Source organism: Polynucleobacter sp. AP-Ainpum-60-G11 (assembly GCF_018688375.1).
In the GTDB taxonomy this organism is placed as follows: Bacteria; Pseudomonadota; Gammaproteobacteria; order Burkholderiales; family Burkholderiaceae; genus Polynucleobacter.
In genome coordinates this window covers 1,355,772-1,371,394 of the sequence record NZ_CP061318.1, presented here as the reverse complement: position 1 = coordinate 1,371,394, position 15,623 = coordinate 1,355,772, and the positions used below count along the sequence as shown (strand labels likewise).

General features: G+C 47.0%; 16 protein-coding genes. 9 read left to right on the top strand and 7 right to left on the bottom strand.

Annotation, left to right across the window (positions count from 1 at the left end):
- Positions 1-18 precede the first annotated feature (18 nt).
- From FD971_RS07105 to FD971_RS07085, 5 genes are read right to left on the bottom strand one after another with little or no spacing between them, the layout of a single operon-like run.
- Positions 19-888, bottom strand: coding sequence for a formyltransferase (locus tag FD971_RS07105; RefSeq protein ID WP_215333558.1), 870 nt, complete (start codon positions 886-888; stop codon positions 19-21).
- Positions 889-1,860: a glycosyltransferase gene (locus FD971_RS07100; RefSeq protein WP_215333557.1), complete on the bottom strand. Its 972-nt coding sequence runs from the start codon at positions 1,858-1,860 to the stop codon at positions 889-891.
- A gap of 31 nt (positions 1,861-1,891) precedes the next feature.
- Positions 1,892-3,064 carry a DegT/DnrJ/EryC1/StrS aminotransferase family protein gene (locus tag FD971_RS07095; protein ID WP_215333556.1) on the bottom strand — a complete coding sequence of 391 codons (1,173 nt, stop codon included), beginning with the start codon at positions 3,062-3,064 and terminating at the stop codon, positions 1,892-1,894.
- Between the two features lie 15 nt (positions 3,065-3,079).
- On the bottom strand, positions 3,080-4,774 hold the full coding sequence (locus tag FD971_RS07090) for a glycosyltransferase family 39 protein (protein WP_215333555.1): 1,695 nt from the start codon (positions 4,772-4,774) through the stop codon (positions 3,080-3,082).
- Positions 4,774-5,151 carry an Mth938-like domain-containing protein gene (locus tag FD971_RS07085; RefSeq protein WP_215333554.1) on the bottom strand — a complete coding sequence of 126 codons (378 nt, stop codon included), beginning with the start codon at positions 5,149-5,151 and terminating at the stop codon, positions 4,774-4,776. The genes FD971_RS07090 and FD971_RS07085 overlap by 1 nt, the downstream gene beginning before the upstream one ends.
- A 79-nt stretch (positions 5,152-5,230) precedes the next feature.
- Here FD971_RS07085 and FD971_RS07080 point away from each other — a divergent pair, with 79 nt between their 5' ends.
- From FD971_RS07080 to moaE, 6 genes are read left to right on the top strand one after another with little or no spacing between them, the layout of a single operon-like run.
- Positions 5,231-6,490 carry a pyridoxal phosphate-dependent aminotransferase gene (locus tag FD971_RS07080; RefSeq protein ID WP_215333553.1) on the top strand — a complete coding sequence of 420 codons (1,260 nt, stop codon included), beginning with the start codon at positions 5,231-5,233 and terminating at the stop codon, positions 6,488-6,490.
- A complete protein-coding gene (locus tag FD971_RS07075; protein WP_215333552.1) occupies positions 6,487-7,797 on the top strand; it encodes a homoserine dehydrogenase in 1,311 nt (436 codons plus the stop codon). The genes FD971_RS07080 and FD971_RS07075 overlap by 4 nt, the downstream gene beginning before the upstream one ends.
- Before the next feature lie 8 nt (positions 7,798-7,805).
- Positions 7,806-9,248, top strand: a complete 1,443-nt coding sequence (gene thrC, locus FD971_RS07070) for a threonine synthase (protein ID WP_215333551.1) — start codon at positions 7,806-7,808, stop codon at positions 9,246-9,248.
- A 32-nt stretch (positions 9,249-9,280) separates the two neighbouring features.
- Positions 9,281-10,507, top strand: a complete 1,227-nt coding sequence (gene glp, locus FD971_RS07065) for a gephyrin-like molybdotransferase Glp (RefSeq protein ID WP_215335284.1) — start codon at positions 9,281-9,283, stop codon at positions 10,505-10,507.
- Positions 10,508-10,525: 18 nt separating this feature from the next.
- Complete coding sequence (gene moaD / locus FD971_RS07060; RefSeq protein ID WP_215333550.1) at positions 10,526-10,783, top strand: molybdopterin converting factor subunit 1; 258 nt, start codon at positions 10,526-10,528, stop codon at positions 10,781-10,783.
- Between the two features lies 1 nt (position 10,784).
- Entirely contained in the window at positions 10,785-11,243 is a 459-nt protein-coding gene (gene moaE / locus FD971_RS07055) for a molybdopterin synthase catalytic subunit MoaE (RefSeq protein ID WP_215333549.1), read from the top strand.
- Between the two features lie 57 nt (positions 11,244-11,300).
- Here moaE and FD971_RS07050 read toward each other — a convergent pair whose 3' ends face one another.
- Positions 11,301-11,957, bottom strand: a complete 657-nt coding sequence (locus FD971_RS07050) for an alpha-ketoglutarate-dependent dioxygenase AlkB (protein ID WP_251368604.1) — start codon at positions 11,955-11,957, stop codon at positions 11,301-11,303.
- Between the two features lie 59 nt (positions 11,958-12,016).
- Between FD971_RS07050 and FD971_RS07045 the strand changes: the two genes are divergently transcribed.
- Together FD971_RS07045 and FD971_RS07040 are read left to right on the top strand one after the other, a co-directional pair.
- The gene (locus tag FD971_RS07045; RefSeq protein WP_215333548.1) at positions 12,017-12,193 is read left to right on the top strand and encodes a hypothetical protein; all 177 of its coding nucleotides are present in this window, start codon (positions 12,017-12,019) and stop codon (positions 12,191-12,193) included.
- Positions 12,190-12,618: a DUF2244 domain-containing protein gene (locus FD971_RS07040; protein WP_215333547.1), complete on the top strand. Its 429-nt coding sequence runs from the start codon at positions 12,190-12,192 to the stop codon at positions 12,616-12,618. The genes FD971_RS07045 and FD971_RS07040 overlap by 4 nt, the downstream gene beginning before the upstream one ends.
- 49 nt (positions 12,619-12,667) lie before the next feature.
- On the opposite strand, the gene FD971_RS07035 is transcribed toward FD971_RS07040, so the two are convergent.
- Positions 12,668-12,910: a GIY-YIG nuclease family protein gene (locus FD971_RS07035; protein WP_215335280.1), complete on the bottom strand. Its 243-nt coding sequence runs from the start codon at positions 12,908-12,910 to the stop codon at positions 12,668-12,670.
- A 116-nt stretch (positions 12,911-13,026) separates the two neighbouring features.
- Here FD971_RS07035 and clpB point away from each other — a divergent pair, with 116 nt between their 5' ends.
- Positions 13,027-15,621, top strand: coding sequence for an ATP-dependent chaperone ClpB (gene clpB / locus FD971_RS07030; protein WP_215333546.1), 2,595 nt, complete (start codon positions 13,027-13,029; stop codon positions 15,619-15,621).
- Positions 15,622-15,623 lie beyond the last annotated feature (2 nt).

Here is a 15,623-nt window from a genome sequence, read left to right as displayed (position 1 = left end):
GCTGCACTTCATTTGTTATTAGCTGTTTGCTGGGAACCAGTCCAGTATTGCTACTGCTTGTTGGTCTCCACAAACGCCGAATACCTGATTATCAACCACTTGGATGCCGGGAACCTGAAGATCTAGTTGCCCCGGAAATGGCCCTTTTAGGCTGGTACGAGCCACAATTCTGCGCTGACCTTGCCAGTCGGTAAAAGCCCCGGGGTAGGGGGGTGCAACGGCTCGCACGAGGTTGTGCACCTGCTGAGCCGTCTGTTGCCACAGAATTTGCCCATCCGCAGGCTTTCGACCTCCAAAATAGCTGCCTTGAGCCAGATTATTTGGCTTTCGGGGGATGTGGCCTTGTACAAGTTCCGGGAGGACCTGGTTCATTACCGTAACGGCCGCCTGACTAACTTTGCCAAACACTTCAGTAGCGGTTTCATCGGGACCAATAGAGACAGCCGATTGCCCCACGATATCGCCGGCATCTGGTTTGACTTCCATAACGTGTAATGTGGCACCGGTTTCGGTTTCTCCATGAAGGATTGCCCAATTGACTGGAGCGCGGCCACGATACTTTGGTAGGAGTGAGCCATGCATATTCAGGGCAGCAATTTTGGCGCAAGCCAAGAGCTCGGCCGGAATCATATGGCGATAGTAAAAAGAGAAAAGGTAATCGGGCGCCAGTTTTTGTATCTGCGGCACGAGATCTATTAACTGATTGGCGTTTGGTGTGATGTAAGGAATTTTTTTATCCTCACACAGTTTGGCAACACTCCCAAACCAGACATTCTCATTCGGGTCATCTTGGTGGGTAATCACCACATCAATCTGGATGCCCGCAGCGATCAAAGCCTTGAGGCAATTAACGCCAACATCGTGATATGCAAAGACGACTGCGTGCAATTATTTTTTCTCTAAAACAGTTTGCACAACATAGCGAGGACGCTCACGAACTTGTTGGTAGATACGGCCAATATATTCACCGAGTAAGCCAAGACCAAACAGCATTACGCCAATCAAGCAGAAGGTGAGGGCAAAGAGTGTGAAGACTCCCTCAACCTCAGCTCCTAAAACGAAGCGGCGAACTAGTAGATATATAAATAGGCTGCCTGCGGCCATGGCCAAGAGCATTCCCAGGATCGAGAAAATCTGCAAAGGCATCACGGAGAAGCCGGTTACTAAGTCGAAGTTCAAGCGAATGAGTTGATACAGACTGTACTTGGATTCACCAGCAAAACGTTCTTCATGTTTGACGCTGATTTCTGTAGGATTCGATGCGAAGGTATAAGCTAGCGCTGGAATAAATGTGTTGCTTTCGTCACACTGACGAACAAGATCAACAATACGACGGCTATAGCCGCGCAACATGCAACCTTGGTCGGTCATCGTGATGCGAGTAATTTTTTCCCGCAAATGATTCATGGCACGGGAGGCAAATTTTCTAAAGAAGCTGTCGCGACGATTAGCGCGGATAGTGCCAACGTAGTCATGACCTTTGAGTAATTCATTTACCAAGGCGTCGATTTCTTCTGGGGGATTTTGTAGGTCAGCATCCAGGGTGATGATGTATTCACCGCGAGAATATTCAAAGCCAGCCATGATCGCCATGTGCTGACCAAAGTTACTGTGAAATAACACCGCACGGGTCACATCAGGGCGGAGCTCAACCTGCTTGGCCAAGATGCCAGCAGAACGATCTTTACTGCCATCATTAACAAATACCACTTCGTAAGCAATATTGCGCTTGCTAGACATCACATCAAGCGCAGGATACAGGCGATCAAAGAGGGCTTGAAGGCCATCTTCCTCGTTGTAAACCGGAATAACAACGCTGAGCACGGGATTGCAGGCTTGGGTAGCTAAATTTGCAGTCATGCTGCAATTTTGCCTGATTCCGCTCTCGATACTAGTTTTTGTGATGTTTCTTCAGAATTCCCGCTAAAGCACTGGCTATGCGGCCAATATCTTCGTCCGCCATCCCTGGAAAGAGGGGGAGGGTCAAAATAGAGCGGCCAATACGCTCTGCTACTGGAGTGGCTTCAACTTTGTAACCCAGGTTTTGATAGAGCGTGAATCCAGTAATGGCAGGGTAATGAACACCTGTACCAATGCCTAATTCTTTGAGTTCGGTCATCACTTGCGCACGATCCACACTCAATTGCTCGAGTGGAAGTGCCACTTGGAACATGTGCCAGTTACTATCGCTAAAGTTCTCCACGGGCAACTCTAAATCCAGATTATCTAAGCCGGCAGATTTCATTTCAGTGCGAATGGCATCAAAGTACTGTCTTGCTAAAGCACTTCTACGTGCCTGAAATGCTGGCAACTGTTTTAGTTGATGCAAGCCAATGACCGCATTGACATCTGTCAAATTATCTTTGCCGCCAAGTACGTCAACATCCATGCCATCCATACCTTGGCGGGTAAGACCTTGGAGACGAAACTTCTCAGCAAGCTTTGCTTCATCTGCGTTATTCAGAACAAGGCACCCACCTTCAACCGTGGATAAATTCTTATTTGCCTGAAAACTAAAGCTCACCAAATCACCAATGCTGCCGATCTTTTGCCCTTTCCACTGTGATCCAAATGCTTGGGCAGCATCTTCAATTACGCGGAGTTTGTATTGTTTGGCGAGGTCATAGAGTTGATCCATATTCACAGGTAGCCCAGCTAAATAGACGGGCATGATTGCGCGTGTCTTCGGTGTAAATGCTGCAGCCAGCTTGCTTAAATCCATATTGCGAGTGACGGGATCAATATCTACAAATACGGGTGTTGCACCTACACTCAAAATGACATTAGAAGTAGCTACCCAAGAGATCGGGGTGGTGATGACTTCATCGCCAGGACCAATCCCAGCAACCTGCAATGCGATTTTCATGGTGGCAGTGCCGTTGGCAAAACAACGCACTGGGCGGCCGCCAAAGTATTCGCTCAATGTGGCTTCAAATTCTGCTAACTTCGGTCCTGAAGTTACCCAGCCAGAGCGTAATACCTCTGCAACTGCATCAATTGTTTCTTGATTAAAGTGTGGGCGCGTAAACGGAATAAAGGGCAGAGAGTTTGAATTGGCTGACATGGTGGCCTTAAGAATTTATTTTGCTGAGCTGCTTTGTAACTCTGGGTGTTTAACAATTACGCGCCGAGAATCTCTGCCAACTTCTTGCATTGGGAGATTGAGTTTCTGTAATTGGATATATTGCTCTGGAACCATTAAGGCATAAGCAGTTTGATCCTCTTTCCAGCGCTCGATAAAGGCATCAAAGGTGGGGAGCCACAGTTGTGGTTCTTGCTTTACGCCAAACTCCAGCTCATCCGGAGACTCCACCATAATCATCGTTCTACCTAAATAGAAAGGCACTGTATGGTCTAGGATTCGCACGGAGTAAAAGTTCACCTTCTCCGGAATACCTGCCTTCACTTTTTCTACTAAATCAATGCCCGATACTGCGCGACCGAGAGTCTCATGGCCTGTACCCGCGATGATTGCGCAGAGAAAAAAACCACCTGCAAAACTCGTAATACTCCTAAAGCCATAACGCTTGCTTTGCATGAATGCCAAGAGGCTGAATAAAACTAATGCAACGAGTGCTGCAACAATCCAATGGGTGTATTGAGCGTAGGATTCAATTTCATCCGGCCTAGCTTGTTTGCCAACCTCGCCTAAAAAGAAAAATCCAACACCACCTAAAATTACAAAGAAGAGGGTTTGTAATTTCCATGGCAATTCCAGTGAATTGCTTGAGCCCAGATTGCGATCTAAGTGATGGCCAACAAGCATTGCCAATGCTGGGAAGACAGGAATGATGTAGCCAGGTAATTTTGATTGAGAGATGCTAAAGAATCCCATAATGACCGCAAACCAGCAGGTGAGCAACCAGCCGCTCGAGAACTCACGATTGCGCTCTCCCCAGGCATCTCTTAGGGCTCCAGGAGTTTGTGCAACCCACGGCAAAAATCCCAGGAGCAGTAGGGGGACGAAGTAATAGATTGGACCGGTTCTACTGTGCGCTGTTTGCGTAAATCGTTGCAGGTGCTCATGAATAAAGAAGAACTCTAAAAATTCTGGATTGCGTTGGGCCACTAGAACAAACCAAGGGGAGGTAATTGCTAAAAATAAAATCGTGCCACTAATCATGTGCAGCTGTTTCCAAATCTTCCAGTCCCACGCGCTAATGGAATAAACAATAAAGACCATCCCAGGGATAGCTACGCCGATAACGCCCTTTGATAAGGTGGCTAAGGCCATGAATGCCCAGCAGGCCCACATCCACTTTCTAGTGTCGCTCGTCTTCTGAGAATTTTGTGCCAATAATAGACTGCAGAGTGCTGCAACTAAAAATGCCGACAATCCCATATCGAGTGAGTTGATATGCCCACCAATTACCCACATAGGGCTAGACGCCAAAGCGATAGCAGCTAACCAACCTGCTCGTGCGCTATAGATGCGTGCGCCAGTAAAGCCAATAAATACAATTGTTAAAAATCCAGTGAGCGCAGTCCATAAGCGCGCTTGCCAGTCACCGATGCCAAAAAGATTAAAGGCGGTGGCAGTGGCCCAAATTTGTAAAGGAGGTTTTTCAAAATACTTGTAGCCGTTATAGCGAGGGGTAACCCAATCTCCGGTGACGAGCATCTCGCGCGCAATCTCGGCATAACGCCCTTCATCAGAGGGAATGAGGTGGCGATAATTGAGAGTGCCAAACCACAGCAAGGCATAGACAAGAACCAGAATCAAAATTGAGACTGGGTTGAGGGCGCTGGATTGCCGAACTTGGCCAAACTGCATTAGATGGCTTCCACAATCAGGGCAAGCAGTACCTGGCGACCTTCGCCAACAAGAATGTTGTATGTTCTACAGGCCGCTTGAGAGTCCATCACTTCAAAGCCTAGCTTGGCGTCAATGAGGGTTTTTAAAAGTTCAGGCTTGGGGAAGCGCTGGCGTTTGCCAGTCCCAATAATGATTAATTCAGGCTTGAGAGAGGCCATTTGAGCGAAATCAGCTGGGCTTAGCTCCTCAAAGGATTTCACTGGCCACTCGAGGATTTCACCATCTGAGCTCAATAAAACCGCGTGACTGTAGGGGATCTTATTGATCTCTATGTAGCCATCGCCGTAACCGGTGATCGTATTGGCTCCGGAATGGGGGTCAGATTGAAGCTTCACGTGGACTCTCTGTCATAATTATGAGGATTATAGCTAGCTGTTTTTTCCTAGATTTCAAGAACTTACCCTTTAATTTATTGTGAAACCGATCCTAAAGTCTGAAAAACTCAATCACGTCTGTTACGACATACGTGGACCCGTGCTGGAGCTCGCTCAGCGCATGGAGGAAGAGGGTCACAAAATCATCAAATTAAACATCGGTAATGTGGGTGTTTTTGGCTTTGATCCTCCAGAAGAGATTCAGTTAGACATGATCCGTAACTTGGGTAATGCCTCAGCGTACTCCGATTCCAAGGGAATTTTTGCGGCTCGTAAGGCCATCATGCAGTATTGCCAAGAAAAAGGCATTCAAGGCGTTACTTTGGATGACATTTATACCGGCAATGGCGTTTCTGAACTGATCGTCTTGGCAATGAATGCATTGCTTAACAATGGCGACGAAGTATTGGTACCAGCCCCTGACTATCCATTATGGACAGCTGCCGTTAGTCTGTCCGGTGGTACCCCAGTTCATTACTTGTGTGATGAGTCCAAAGAATGGGCTCCTGATTTGGCGGATTTGCGTAAAAAGATCACGCCGCGCACTAAAGCGATTGTGGTGATTAATCCCAACAATCCAACTGGTGCCATTTACTCCAAAGAAGTGCTAACGGAGTTAACGTCAATTGCACGTGAGCATGGCTTGATTCTGTTTGCCGATGAGATTTACGACAAGATGCTGTACGACCAAGAGAAACACATCTCTTTGGCGTCCTTATCTACTGATGTAGTCACCATTACCTTCAATGGCCTCTCTAAGAACTATCGCTCTTGCGGCTACCGTGCTGGCTGGATGATCGTGTCAGGCGATAAAGAGATGATTCGAGATTACATTGAGGGTCTCAATATGTTGTCCTCAATGCGCCTGTGTGCGAACGTGCCTGGACAGTACGCCATTCAAACTGCATTGGGCGGCTATCAGAGCATCAATGATTTGGTCAATGAAGGCGGTCGCTTGGCTAAGCAGCGTGACCTCGCCTGGAAACTCATTACTGAGATCCCTGGTGTGACTTGCGTGAAACCAAAGTCTGCTTTGTACTTATTTCCAAAGCTTGATCCCGAGATGTACCCCATTGAAGATGATCAGCAGTTTGTAGCCGATCTCTTAAAGGAAGAGAAAGTGTTGTTAGTGCAGGGCTCCGGTTTTAACTGGGGCAAGCCAGATCACTTCCGCGTAGTGTTCTTACCTCATGAGGATGTGCTTAAAGAGGCCATTGGTCGTCTCGCACGTTTTTTAGAGCGTTATCGTCAAAAACATAGTCGTAAAGCGGCTAACTCAACTGCAACAAAGGCATCATGAAACCGATTCAAGTTGGTCTATTAGGTATTGGCACTGTAGGTGGTGGCGTATTCACCGTACTCGAGCGTAACCAGAATGAAATTCAACGTCGCGCAGGTCGTGGTATTCGCATTAATACAGTTGCCGATCTCAATGTGGAGCGTGCCAAAGAACTGGTCAATGACCGCGCTCAAGTGGTGAGCGATGCGCGTGCAGTGATTAATAACCCTGAGATTGATATCGTTGTTGAGTTGATTGGTGGTTACGGTATTGCTAAAGAGTTGGTGCTAGAAGCAATCGCAGCTGGCAAGCACGTGGTAACAGCCAATAAGGCTTTAATCGCTGTACATGGCAATGAGATTTTTAAAGCTGCTCATGAAAAGGGTGTCATGGTCGCTTTTGAAGCGGCAGTTGCTGGTGGCATCCCAATTATTAAAGCGCTGCGCGAAGGTTTGACTGCGAATCACATTGAGTGGATTGCCGGCATCATCAACGGCACAACTAATTTCATTCTTACTGAGATGCGCGACAAAGGCTTGGACTTTGCGACTGTCTTAAAAGAAGCGCAGCGTTTAGGTTACGCAGAAGCAGATCCTACATTTGATATTGAAGGTGTAGATGCTGCACACAAAGCAACCATCATGAGTGCGATTGCATTTGGTATTCCAATGCAATTTGAGAAAGCCCATGTTGAAGGAATTACGAAACTCGATGCGATCGATATCAAGTATGCCGAGCAGTTGGGCTATCGCATCAAGTTGCTGGGTATCGCGAAGAAGACAACGACTGGTGTAGAGCTGCGCGTGCATCCAACCCTCATTCCTACTAAACGTCTCATTGCAAACGTAGAAGGTGCCATGAATGCCGTTCAGGTATTTGGTGATGCCGTTGGTACTACCTTGTACTACGGTAAAGGTGCAGGTTCAGAGCCAACCGCATCTGCTGTGATTGCTGACTTAGTAGATATCACGCGTTTATTGGGTGCAAGCCCTGAGAACCGTGTTCCATATCTTGCATTCCAACCAGATGCAGTGCGCGATATCGCAGTATTACCAATGGGTGAAATTACCACCAGCTATTACTTGCGTTTGCGTGTGGCTGATCAGGCTGGCGTATTAGCTGACATCACAAAGATTCTGGCTGCTCATGGCATTTCAATCGATGCGCTTTTACAAAAAGAAGCGGACGAAGGTGAAAGCCAAACTGATTTGGTTGCATTGACACATGAGACTAAAGAAAAGCACATGCTAGCAGCGATTGCTGAAATTCAGAATCTGAAAACGGTTGCCGGTGAAGTCGTGAAGATCCGTTTAGAAAATCTCTCCTAATACAAGTCATGCGTTACCAATCTACTCGAGGCAATAGCCCACAGCAATCCTTTTTAGAAATCTTGCTCGGCGGATTGGCTCCGGATGGCGGCCTATATTTGCCCACTGAGTATCCGCAAGTCACTAAAGAGCAGTTAGATTCCTGGCGTGGATTGCCTTATGCCGATCTCGCTTATGAGGTCTTAAGTCTCTATTGTGATGACATTCCTGAGGCAGATTTGCGCGCATTACTGCGCAAAACTTATACAGAGCAAGTCTATTGCAATGGACGTACCGAAGATAATGCTAAAGACATCACGCCATTACATTGGTTGGGCGAGGAGCAGGGTACTCGTATCGGCTTGTTGAGTCTGTCTAATGGACCAACATTGGCATTTAAAGATATGGCGATGCAGTTGCTCGGCAATCTCTTTGAGTATGCTTTGAAGAAGAAAGGTCAAAAGCTCAATATTTTGGGCGCGACTTCTGGTGATACTGGTAGTGCTGCTGAATATGCCATGCGTGGCAAAGAAGGTGTGAAGGTATTCATGCTTTCACCACGCGGCAAAATGAGCGCTTTCCAATCCGCTCAGATGTATTCCTTGCAAGACCCTAATATTTTTAATCTGGCGGTAGCTGGTGTGTTTGATGACTGCCAAGATATTGTCAAAGCAGTCAGCAATGATCATGCCTTTAAAGCAAATAATCAAATCGGTACTGTGAACTCAATTAACTGGGGCCGTGTGGTTGCCCAGGTGGTTTACTACTTCCAAGGATATTTGCTGGCTACAAAATCAAGCACAGAAAAAGTATCATTTACCGTGCCCTCTGGTAACTTTGGCAATATCTGTGCTGGTCATATTGCCCGCATGATGGGTTTACCAATTGCGCATTTGATTGCCGCTACCAATGAAAATGATGTACTCGATGAGTTCTTCAGAACAGGCGTTTATCGTGCGCGCAAGTCTGCTGAGACTTTGCATACTTCTAGCCCGTCCATGGATATTTCTAAGGCGAGTAATTTTGAACGCTTTGTCTTTGACCTCATGGGTAAAGATGGCAAAGCAACCGCAAGCATGTTCAAGCAGGTAGACGAAGCCGGCGGATTTGATATTTCTAAAGATGCTGTCTTTAAAGACATTGCCAAGTATGGATTCCAATCTGGTCGCAGCACTCATGAAAACCGCCTTGAGACAATTCGCAATATTGACTCGCAGTATGGCGTCATGATTGATACACATACCGCCGATGGTGTGAAGGTGGCGCGTGAGCATTTGCAGGCAGGTATTCCAATGATTGTCTTGGAAACTGCCTTGCCGATTAAGTTTGAAGAAACGATTGAAGTGGCGCTGGGCCGTCCAGCAGAGTGCCCTGCAGCATTTAAAGATATCAAGTCAAAGCCACAGCGCGTTGAAAATATCGATGCTGATGTGAATCAAGTGAAAAACTTCATCACTGCCCACGTCAACTAACTCAGAAATAAAACACTATGACCAAGCCTCCGATGTTGACTGCTCAGCAGGCTTTAGATCACCTGCTGTCAAATGCAAAAGCTGTAGGTGAGTGTGAGACGGTCACTATGCAAGCCGCTCTTGGTCGTGTGCTTGCAGAGAATGTGAACAGCCTAGTTGATGTTCCCCCGCTCGATAACACTTCCATGGATGGTTATGCAGTGCGTACTGCTGATACCCAAACATCTGGAAATACTCTCAAGATTGCGCAACGTATTCCGGCGGGATCTATGGGTACGCAGCTAGAGCCAGGTACTGCTGCCAGAATTTTTACTGGTGCCCCAGTTCCTCCGGGCGCTGATGCCGTTGTGATGCAGGAGGACTGCGCTATTCCAGAGGGTTCAACTGATCAAGTGCAGGTCAATATTGCACCAACATCAGGTCAATGGATTCGCAGAAGAGGTGAGGACCTCACTGCAGGTAAAGCGGCTCTCAGCGCGGGTACTTTTCTGCGCCCACAAGAATTAGGTGTTGCAGCATCTGCCGGCCTAACGCATTTAAATGTGAAGCGTAAGGTCAGGGTGGCCGCATTTTTTACCGGTGATGAGCTTTCACTTCCAGGTGAGCCGCTGAAACCGGGTGGTATCTATAATTCCAATCGCGATACTTTATTGGCGTGCATTAAATCCCTTGGATGCGATGCAACGGATTTTGGAATTGTTCCAGACAGTCTTGAGGCTACTAAAGAAACGCTGCGCAAGGCTAGTAAAGATCATGATTTGATTATTACTTCTGGCGGTGTATCGGTTGGTGAAGAGGATCACATCAAACCCGCGGTGACTGCTGAGGGTAGGTTAGATCTCTGGCAGATCGCCATTAAACCTGGGAAGCCTTTAGCTTTCGGTGCCGTGCGCAAGTCAGGTCAAAATAAGGATGCGGAAACTTGGTTTATTGGACTACCTGGTAATCCAGTATCTAGCTTTATTACCTTCCTTTTATTCGTGCGGCCATTCATTCTCAAGTTGCAGGGACGAGATGCAGGCATGCCTCAGTCTTATCCTATGCGTGCTGACTTTGATTGGCTCAAGGGTGATCGTCGCAATGAGTTCCTACGGGTCAAAATCAATGCGCAGGGTGGTTTGGATCTATTTCCCAATCAAAGCTCCGGAGTTCTTACAAGCGCTTCATGGGGTGATGGCCTGCTGGATTGCCCGCCAGGACATACTTTTAAGGCGGGCGAGCTGGTGAAGTATATCCCGTTTAACGCGCTCCTCGCCTAATCGTATTACGATTCCCTTATGAAACTCGAATTACGATTCTTTGCCTCCTTAAGAGAGGGTCTTGGACTTTCTGGTGAAAGTATTACTACACCGCCGGAAGTAAAAACCATTGCTGACTTAAGGGGCTACCTTGCTCAGCGAGGCAATCCTTGGTCCGAAGTATTCGCTAGTACTAAGGTGATTCGTTGCGCTTTAAATCAAGAGATGGTGGCCGATTCCACTCCGCTAGTAGAGGGTGCTGAAGTCGCATTCTTCCCCCCGGTTACGGGTGGCTAAGATGCAAAACGATTTCATCCGCGTTCAAGAGCAAGACTTTGATCTCACGACTGAAGTGAAGGCGCTTCGTAAGGATGATCCCCGTGTGGGTGCGGTAGTGACTTTTGTGGGTACCGTCCGGGATATGAATGACGGCAGTCAAGTCAAAGGTATGACGCTAGAGCACTATCCCGGCATGACAGAAAAGTCCCTGGAGGAAATCATCAAGCAAGCTAGAGCCCGCTGGGATCTTTATAAAACACTAGTAATTCATCGAGTGGGACCACTTCTGCCTGAAGATCAAATTGTTTTGGTGGCTGTTACTAGCGCCCACCGAGGTGAAGCATTTGCAGCTTGTGAGTTCATCATGGACTACTTAAAAACAGCGGCCCCATTTTGGAAAAAAGAAGAAACCCCAGAAGGCAGTAAATGGGTTGATGCTCGCGTGACTGACGATGCTGCAATGGCGCGTTGGAAATAATTTGGCGCACCGCTATTTAGCCTAAAGGCTAGCTCAAGACACAAAAACCAAGCTCTTTCATATTCGGGGAAGTATTTTCCGAAAGGTGAGATTAATTCGGGGGCTTGTAATGGTTGTTGTCTTGAGAAGACTGTGATGCCAATACTCTTGAGTGGGCGGATGCATGATCAGCAGGCTGCCATGCTCCAGAAATACTGGGTAGCTTCTTTTATCTTGCTTATGGCGAAATGCAAACTTACGTCGAGCACCTAGGCTGACTGATGCGATAGGATTCCCGCTATCTAATTCTTTCTCATCATCACTGTGCCAGCCCATGCCCTCAGCGCCGCTGTGATACAGATTGAGTAAGCAGGAGTTGTAGGTGTGGCCAGTGAATTGTTCAAGCTTATGCTTCATTTGCAATAACTCATTAGTCCAGGCCTGAGGTGTTTTTTGAACTCCAGAGTAGGTGTATGCGCATTCTGGATCGCCCACCCAGACCACTTTTCTTACTGTCTTCACTAGCTTGCCAAACATCTTGATCTCGTCCACCTCCCAAGGTAGGGAGTTGAGTAGGATTCTATAAAGATGATCAGATTCATCCACATCATAAAAATGATTGAAATATTCAACATGACCATCCCTTATCACTATGGCTAAGGGTTCTGCAGTGTCTTGGTAGTCAAATAGCGGATTCTGCATGTCTGTTGATTGGTTGGGGGGTGAGTGCGCCATCTCAATAAAAACTCTAGAATAGACTTCATTATGAATTGTTCAGGACGAATAGGTTAATCATGAAAGCGCCGGATAAACGTTGCTGCGGCTCAGGCGTTTGCATCATCAACGAGGCGGGGGAGTGTTGGTGTGGCCAAGTATGGGATGGCGAGAAAATGAGTGCGCCACCCCTGATCTCTAAAGCGGATAATTCTTCGAGCTCAACCCCCAAGCCTGATAAGAATTATCCAGAATGAAAACATGGAAGATGAGGCGAAATTGCGCGCTGACCCCAGGTCAGCTGCTCAAGTTCTATATCGCCCTGGTTTGTCTTTCATTAACCGTGGCCACTGGTTTTCTATTGGCCGGCGTAAAAATTATTCTTATCTTTACGGCGGTTGAGTTGACTGCTGTCACCGCTGGTTTTTTGATTTATTGTCGACATGCCTTGGATTTTGAGGAGATTCAAATTAGCGGGACTCGCTTAATTGTGAGGAAATTTATCGCTTATAAAGAGACCGCGCTTGAATTTAATACTCGCTGGGTTAGGATTTCTTCGCCACAAGAGGCTGAAAAAGTTTTTTTTATTGAGGAGGCTGGTCAAAGTGTGCAGATTGGCCAGTTTTTAAGGCCAGAGCAATTTAAAAGGCTTATCTCTGAGCTTAGGTCCTGTTTGGGCTGATCATCGTGGTTAAGTTGCTTAAGAACCCTGCGTAAATCGAACCCATCTTTTAGGTTTTAAAAAAGCCCAACTTTTCCGATCTGGGCAACTTCTTTAACTTAGCCTCGGCCTTAGACGCCTCAGATCGATCTGGGTGCTCTTGGGTGGCTAAAAGGATTACTGGTCTGCGAGCCCTCGTATACCGAGCACCATCCCCTGAATTATGAGCTGCCAAGCGATGTTCTAGGCGGTTGGTGATCCCAGCATAGTAGCTGCCATCAGAGCATTCCAATAGGTAAACAAGCCAGGTCAAAATAGGGATAAATTCGCTTAAAAAGAGGTCTAACAGACTTGAAATTAACAAGAATGCCCCTATATTCTATAGATAGATATATGTAAAAAATAGCTGTAGTAAATAGGAATTAAAAAATGAGAATAGATAAATTAACTACTAAATTTCAAGAGGCCCTCAGCGAGGCGCAAAGCCTTGCGTTGGCAAAAGACAATCAATACATCGAGCCAGCCCACTTGCTCTTGGCGATGCTGCGTGATTCCGATGGTGGCGCCAAGAGTTTATTAACCCGCGCTGGCGTTAATGTACCCGGTCTTGAGAAGGCAGCCGAGAAGCTAATTAGCAATCTCCCGGAAGTGCAGGGCACCAGTGGCGAGGTTCAGGTCGGCCGTGATTTAAGTAACTGGCTCAACTTATGTGAAAAGGAAGCCAATAAGCGCAATGATCAATTTATCGCCGGTGAATTGTTTTTGCTGGTGGTAGCCGATGATAAGGGCGAGCTGGGCAAGATTGCTCGTGAGAATGGTTTAAATCGCAAATCGTTAGAGGCGGCTATTGATTTAGTACGCGGAGGAGAGTCAGTGAATAGTGCAGATGCTGAAGGTCAACGTGAAGCCTTAAAGAAATACACCGTCGATTTAACTGAGCGTGCTCGTATGGGCAAGCTTGATCCTGTCATTGGTCGCGATGATGAAATTCGTCGCACGATTCAGATCTTGCAACGTCGCGGTAAAAACAATCCAGTACTGATTGGTGAGCCAGGTGTTGGTAAGACTGCCATCGTCGAGGGCTTAGCCCAGCGCATTATTAATGGCGAAGTTCCTGAAACCCTCAAAAACAAGCGCGTCCTCGTATTGGATATGGCCTTGTTATTAGCAGGCGCTAAGTACCGCGGTGAATTCGAAGAACGCCTCAAGGCTGTTCTGAGCGATGTGGCTAAAGACGAAGGCCAGACCATCATCTTTATTGATGAGATTCATACAATGGTTGGTGCAGGCAAAGGAGAGGGTGCGATGGACGCCGGCAATATGCTCAAACCTGCCTTGGCTCGGGGTGAATTGCATTGCATTGGCGCAACGACTTTAGATGAGTACCGTAAGTACATCGAAAAAGATCCCGCCCTAGAACGTCGTTTCCAAAAAGTGATGGTGGAAGAACCTAGCGTTGAAGCTACCGTTGCTATCTTACGTGGCCTGAAAGAGCGCTATGAACTGCATCACGGCATTGAGATTACTGACCCAGCAATTGTTGCGGCGGCTGAATTATCACATCGCTACATTACAGATCGTTTCTTGCCGGATAAAGCGATCGACCTGATTGATGAGGCTGGTTCACGTATTCGGATGGAGATCGACTCCAAGCCTGAAGTGATGGATAGATTGGAGCGTCGCTTGATTCAGTTAAAGATTGAGCGTGAAGCCGTTAAGAAAGAGAAGGACGATGCTTCGAAAAAACGTCTAGGCCTCATTGAAGATGAAATTAAGCGTCTTGGCGCTGAGTATGCTGATTTGGAAGAGGTTTGGAAAGCAGAAAAGGGTGCCGTATTAGGCGCAGCTCACCTGAAGGAAGAAATTGAAAAAGTAAGAGTGGATATTGCAAAGCTACAGCGTGACGGTAAGTTAGAGCAAGTTGCTGAATTGCAATACGGTAAATTACCCGAGCTTGAAGCTAAGCTCAAGTCTGCCGCTGCTGCTGAAGCAAAGGGCGATAAAGATGGCGCGGTGAAGAATAAGCTCTTGCGCACGCAAGTAGGCGCAGAAGAAATTGCTGAAGTAGTGTCTCGTGCAACTGGTATCCCGGTATCGAAGATGATGCAGGGTGAGCGCGATAAGCTGTTGAAGATGGAAGAGTTGCTGCATAAGCGCGTAGTTGGTCAGGAAGAGGCTATTCGTGCGGTGTCGGATGCAATTCGTCGTTCCCGTGCTGGTCTTGCTGAGGAGAATCGTCCTTATGGTTCATTCTTATTCTTAGGTCCTACAGGTGTAGGTAAGACTGAGCTTTGCAAAGCCTTGGCTGGTTTCTTATTCGACAGCGAAGACCATTTAATTCGTATCGACATGAGTGAGTTCATGGAGAAACACAGTGTGGCTCGTTTAATTGGTGCGCCTCCAGGTTATGTCGGTTACGAAGAGGGCGGTTATTTAACTGAGCAAGTTCGTCGCCATCCTTACAGCGTCATCTTGTTTGATGAAATTGAAAAAGCACATCCGGATGTATTCAACGTACTTTTGCAAGTATTGGATGATGGCCGTTTAACGGATGGTCAAGGTCGTACTGTTGATTTCAAAAACACGGTGATTGTGATGACTAGTAATATTGGCTCGCATCTCATCCAGTCGATGACAGATAAGAAGCAGTCCGAGATCAAAGATGCGGTATTTGAAGAGTTGAAGAATCATTTCCGCCCTGAGTTCTTAAATCGTATTGACGAGATCGTAGTGTTCCATGGCTTAGATAAAGGCAATATCGCTAATATCGCCAAGATATTGCTCAAGAACTTGTCGGATCGTTTGGCAAAGGTGGATATGCAATTGGAGGTCAGCGATGCCGCTTTGAGCAAGATTGCAGAAGTCGGTTTTGACCCTATATTTGGGGCTAGACCTCTAAAGCGTGCGATTCAGCAATATATCGAAAACCCAGTTTCTAAGATGATCTTGGAAGGTAAGTTTGGCCCTATGGATACGGTTCCTGTAGGCGTCGATAAGAACGGCGACTTTAGCTTTAGCAAGTAAGA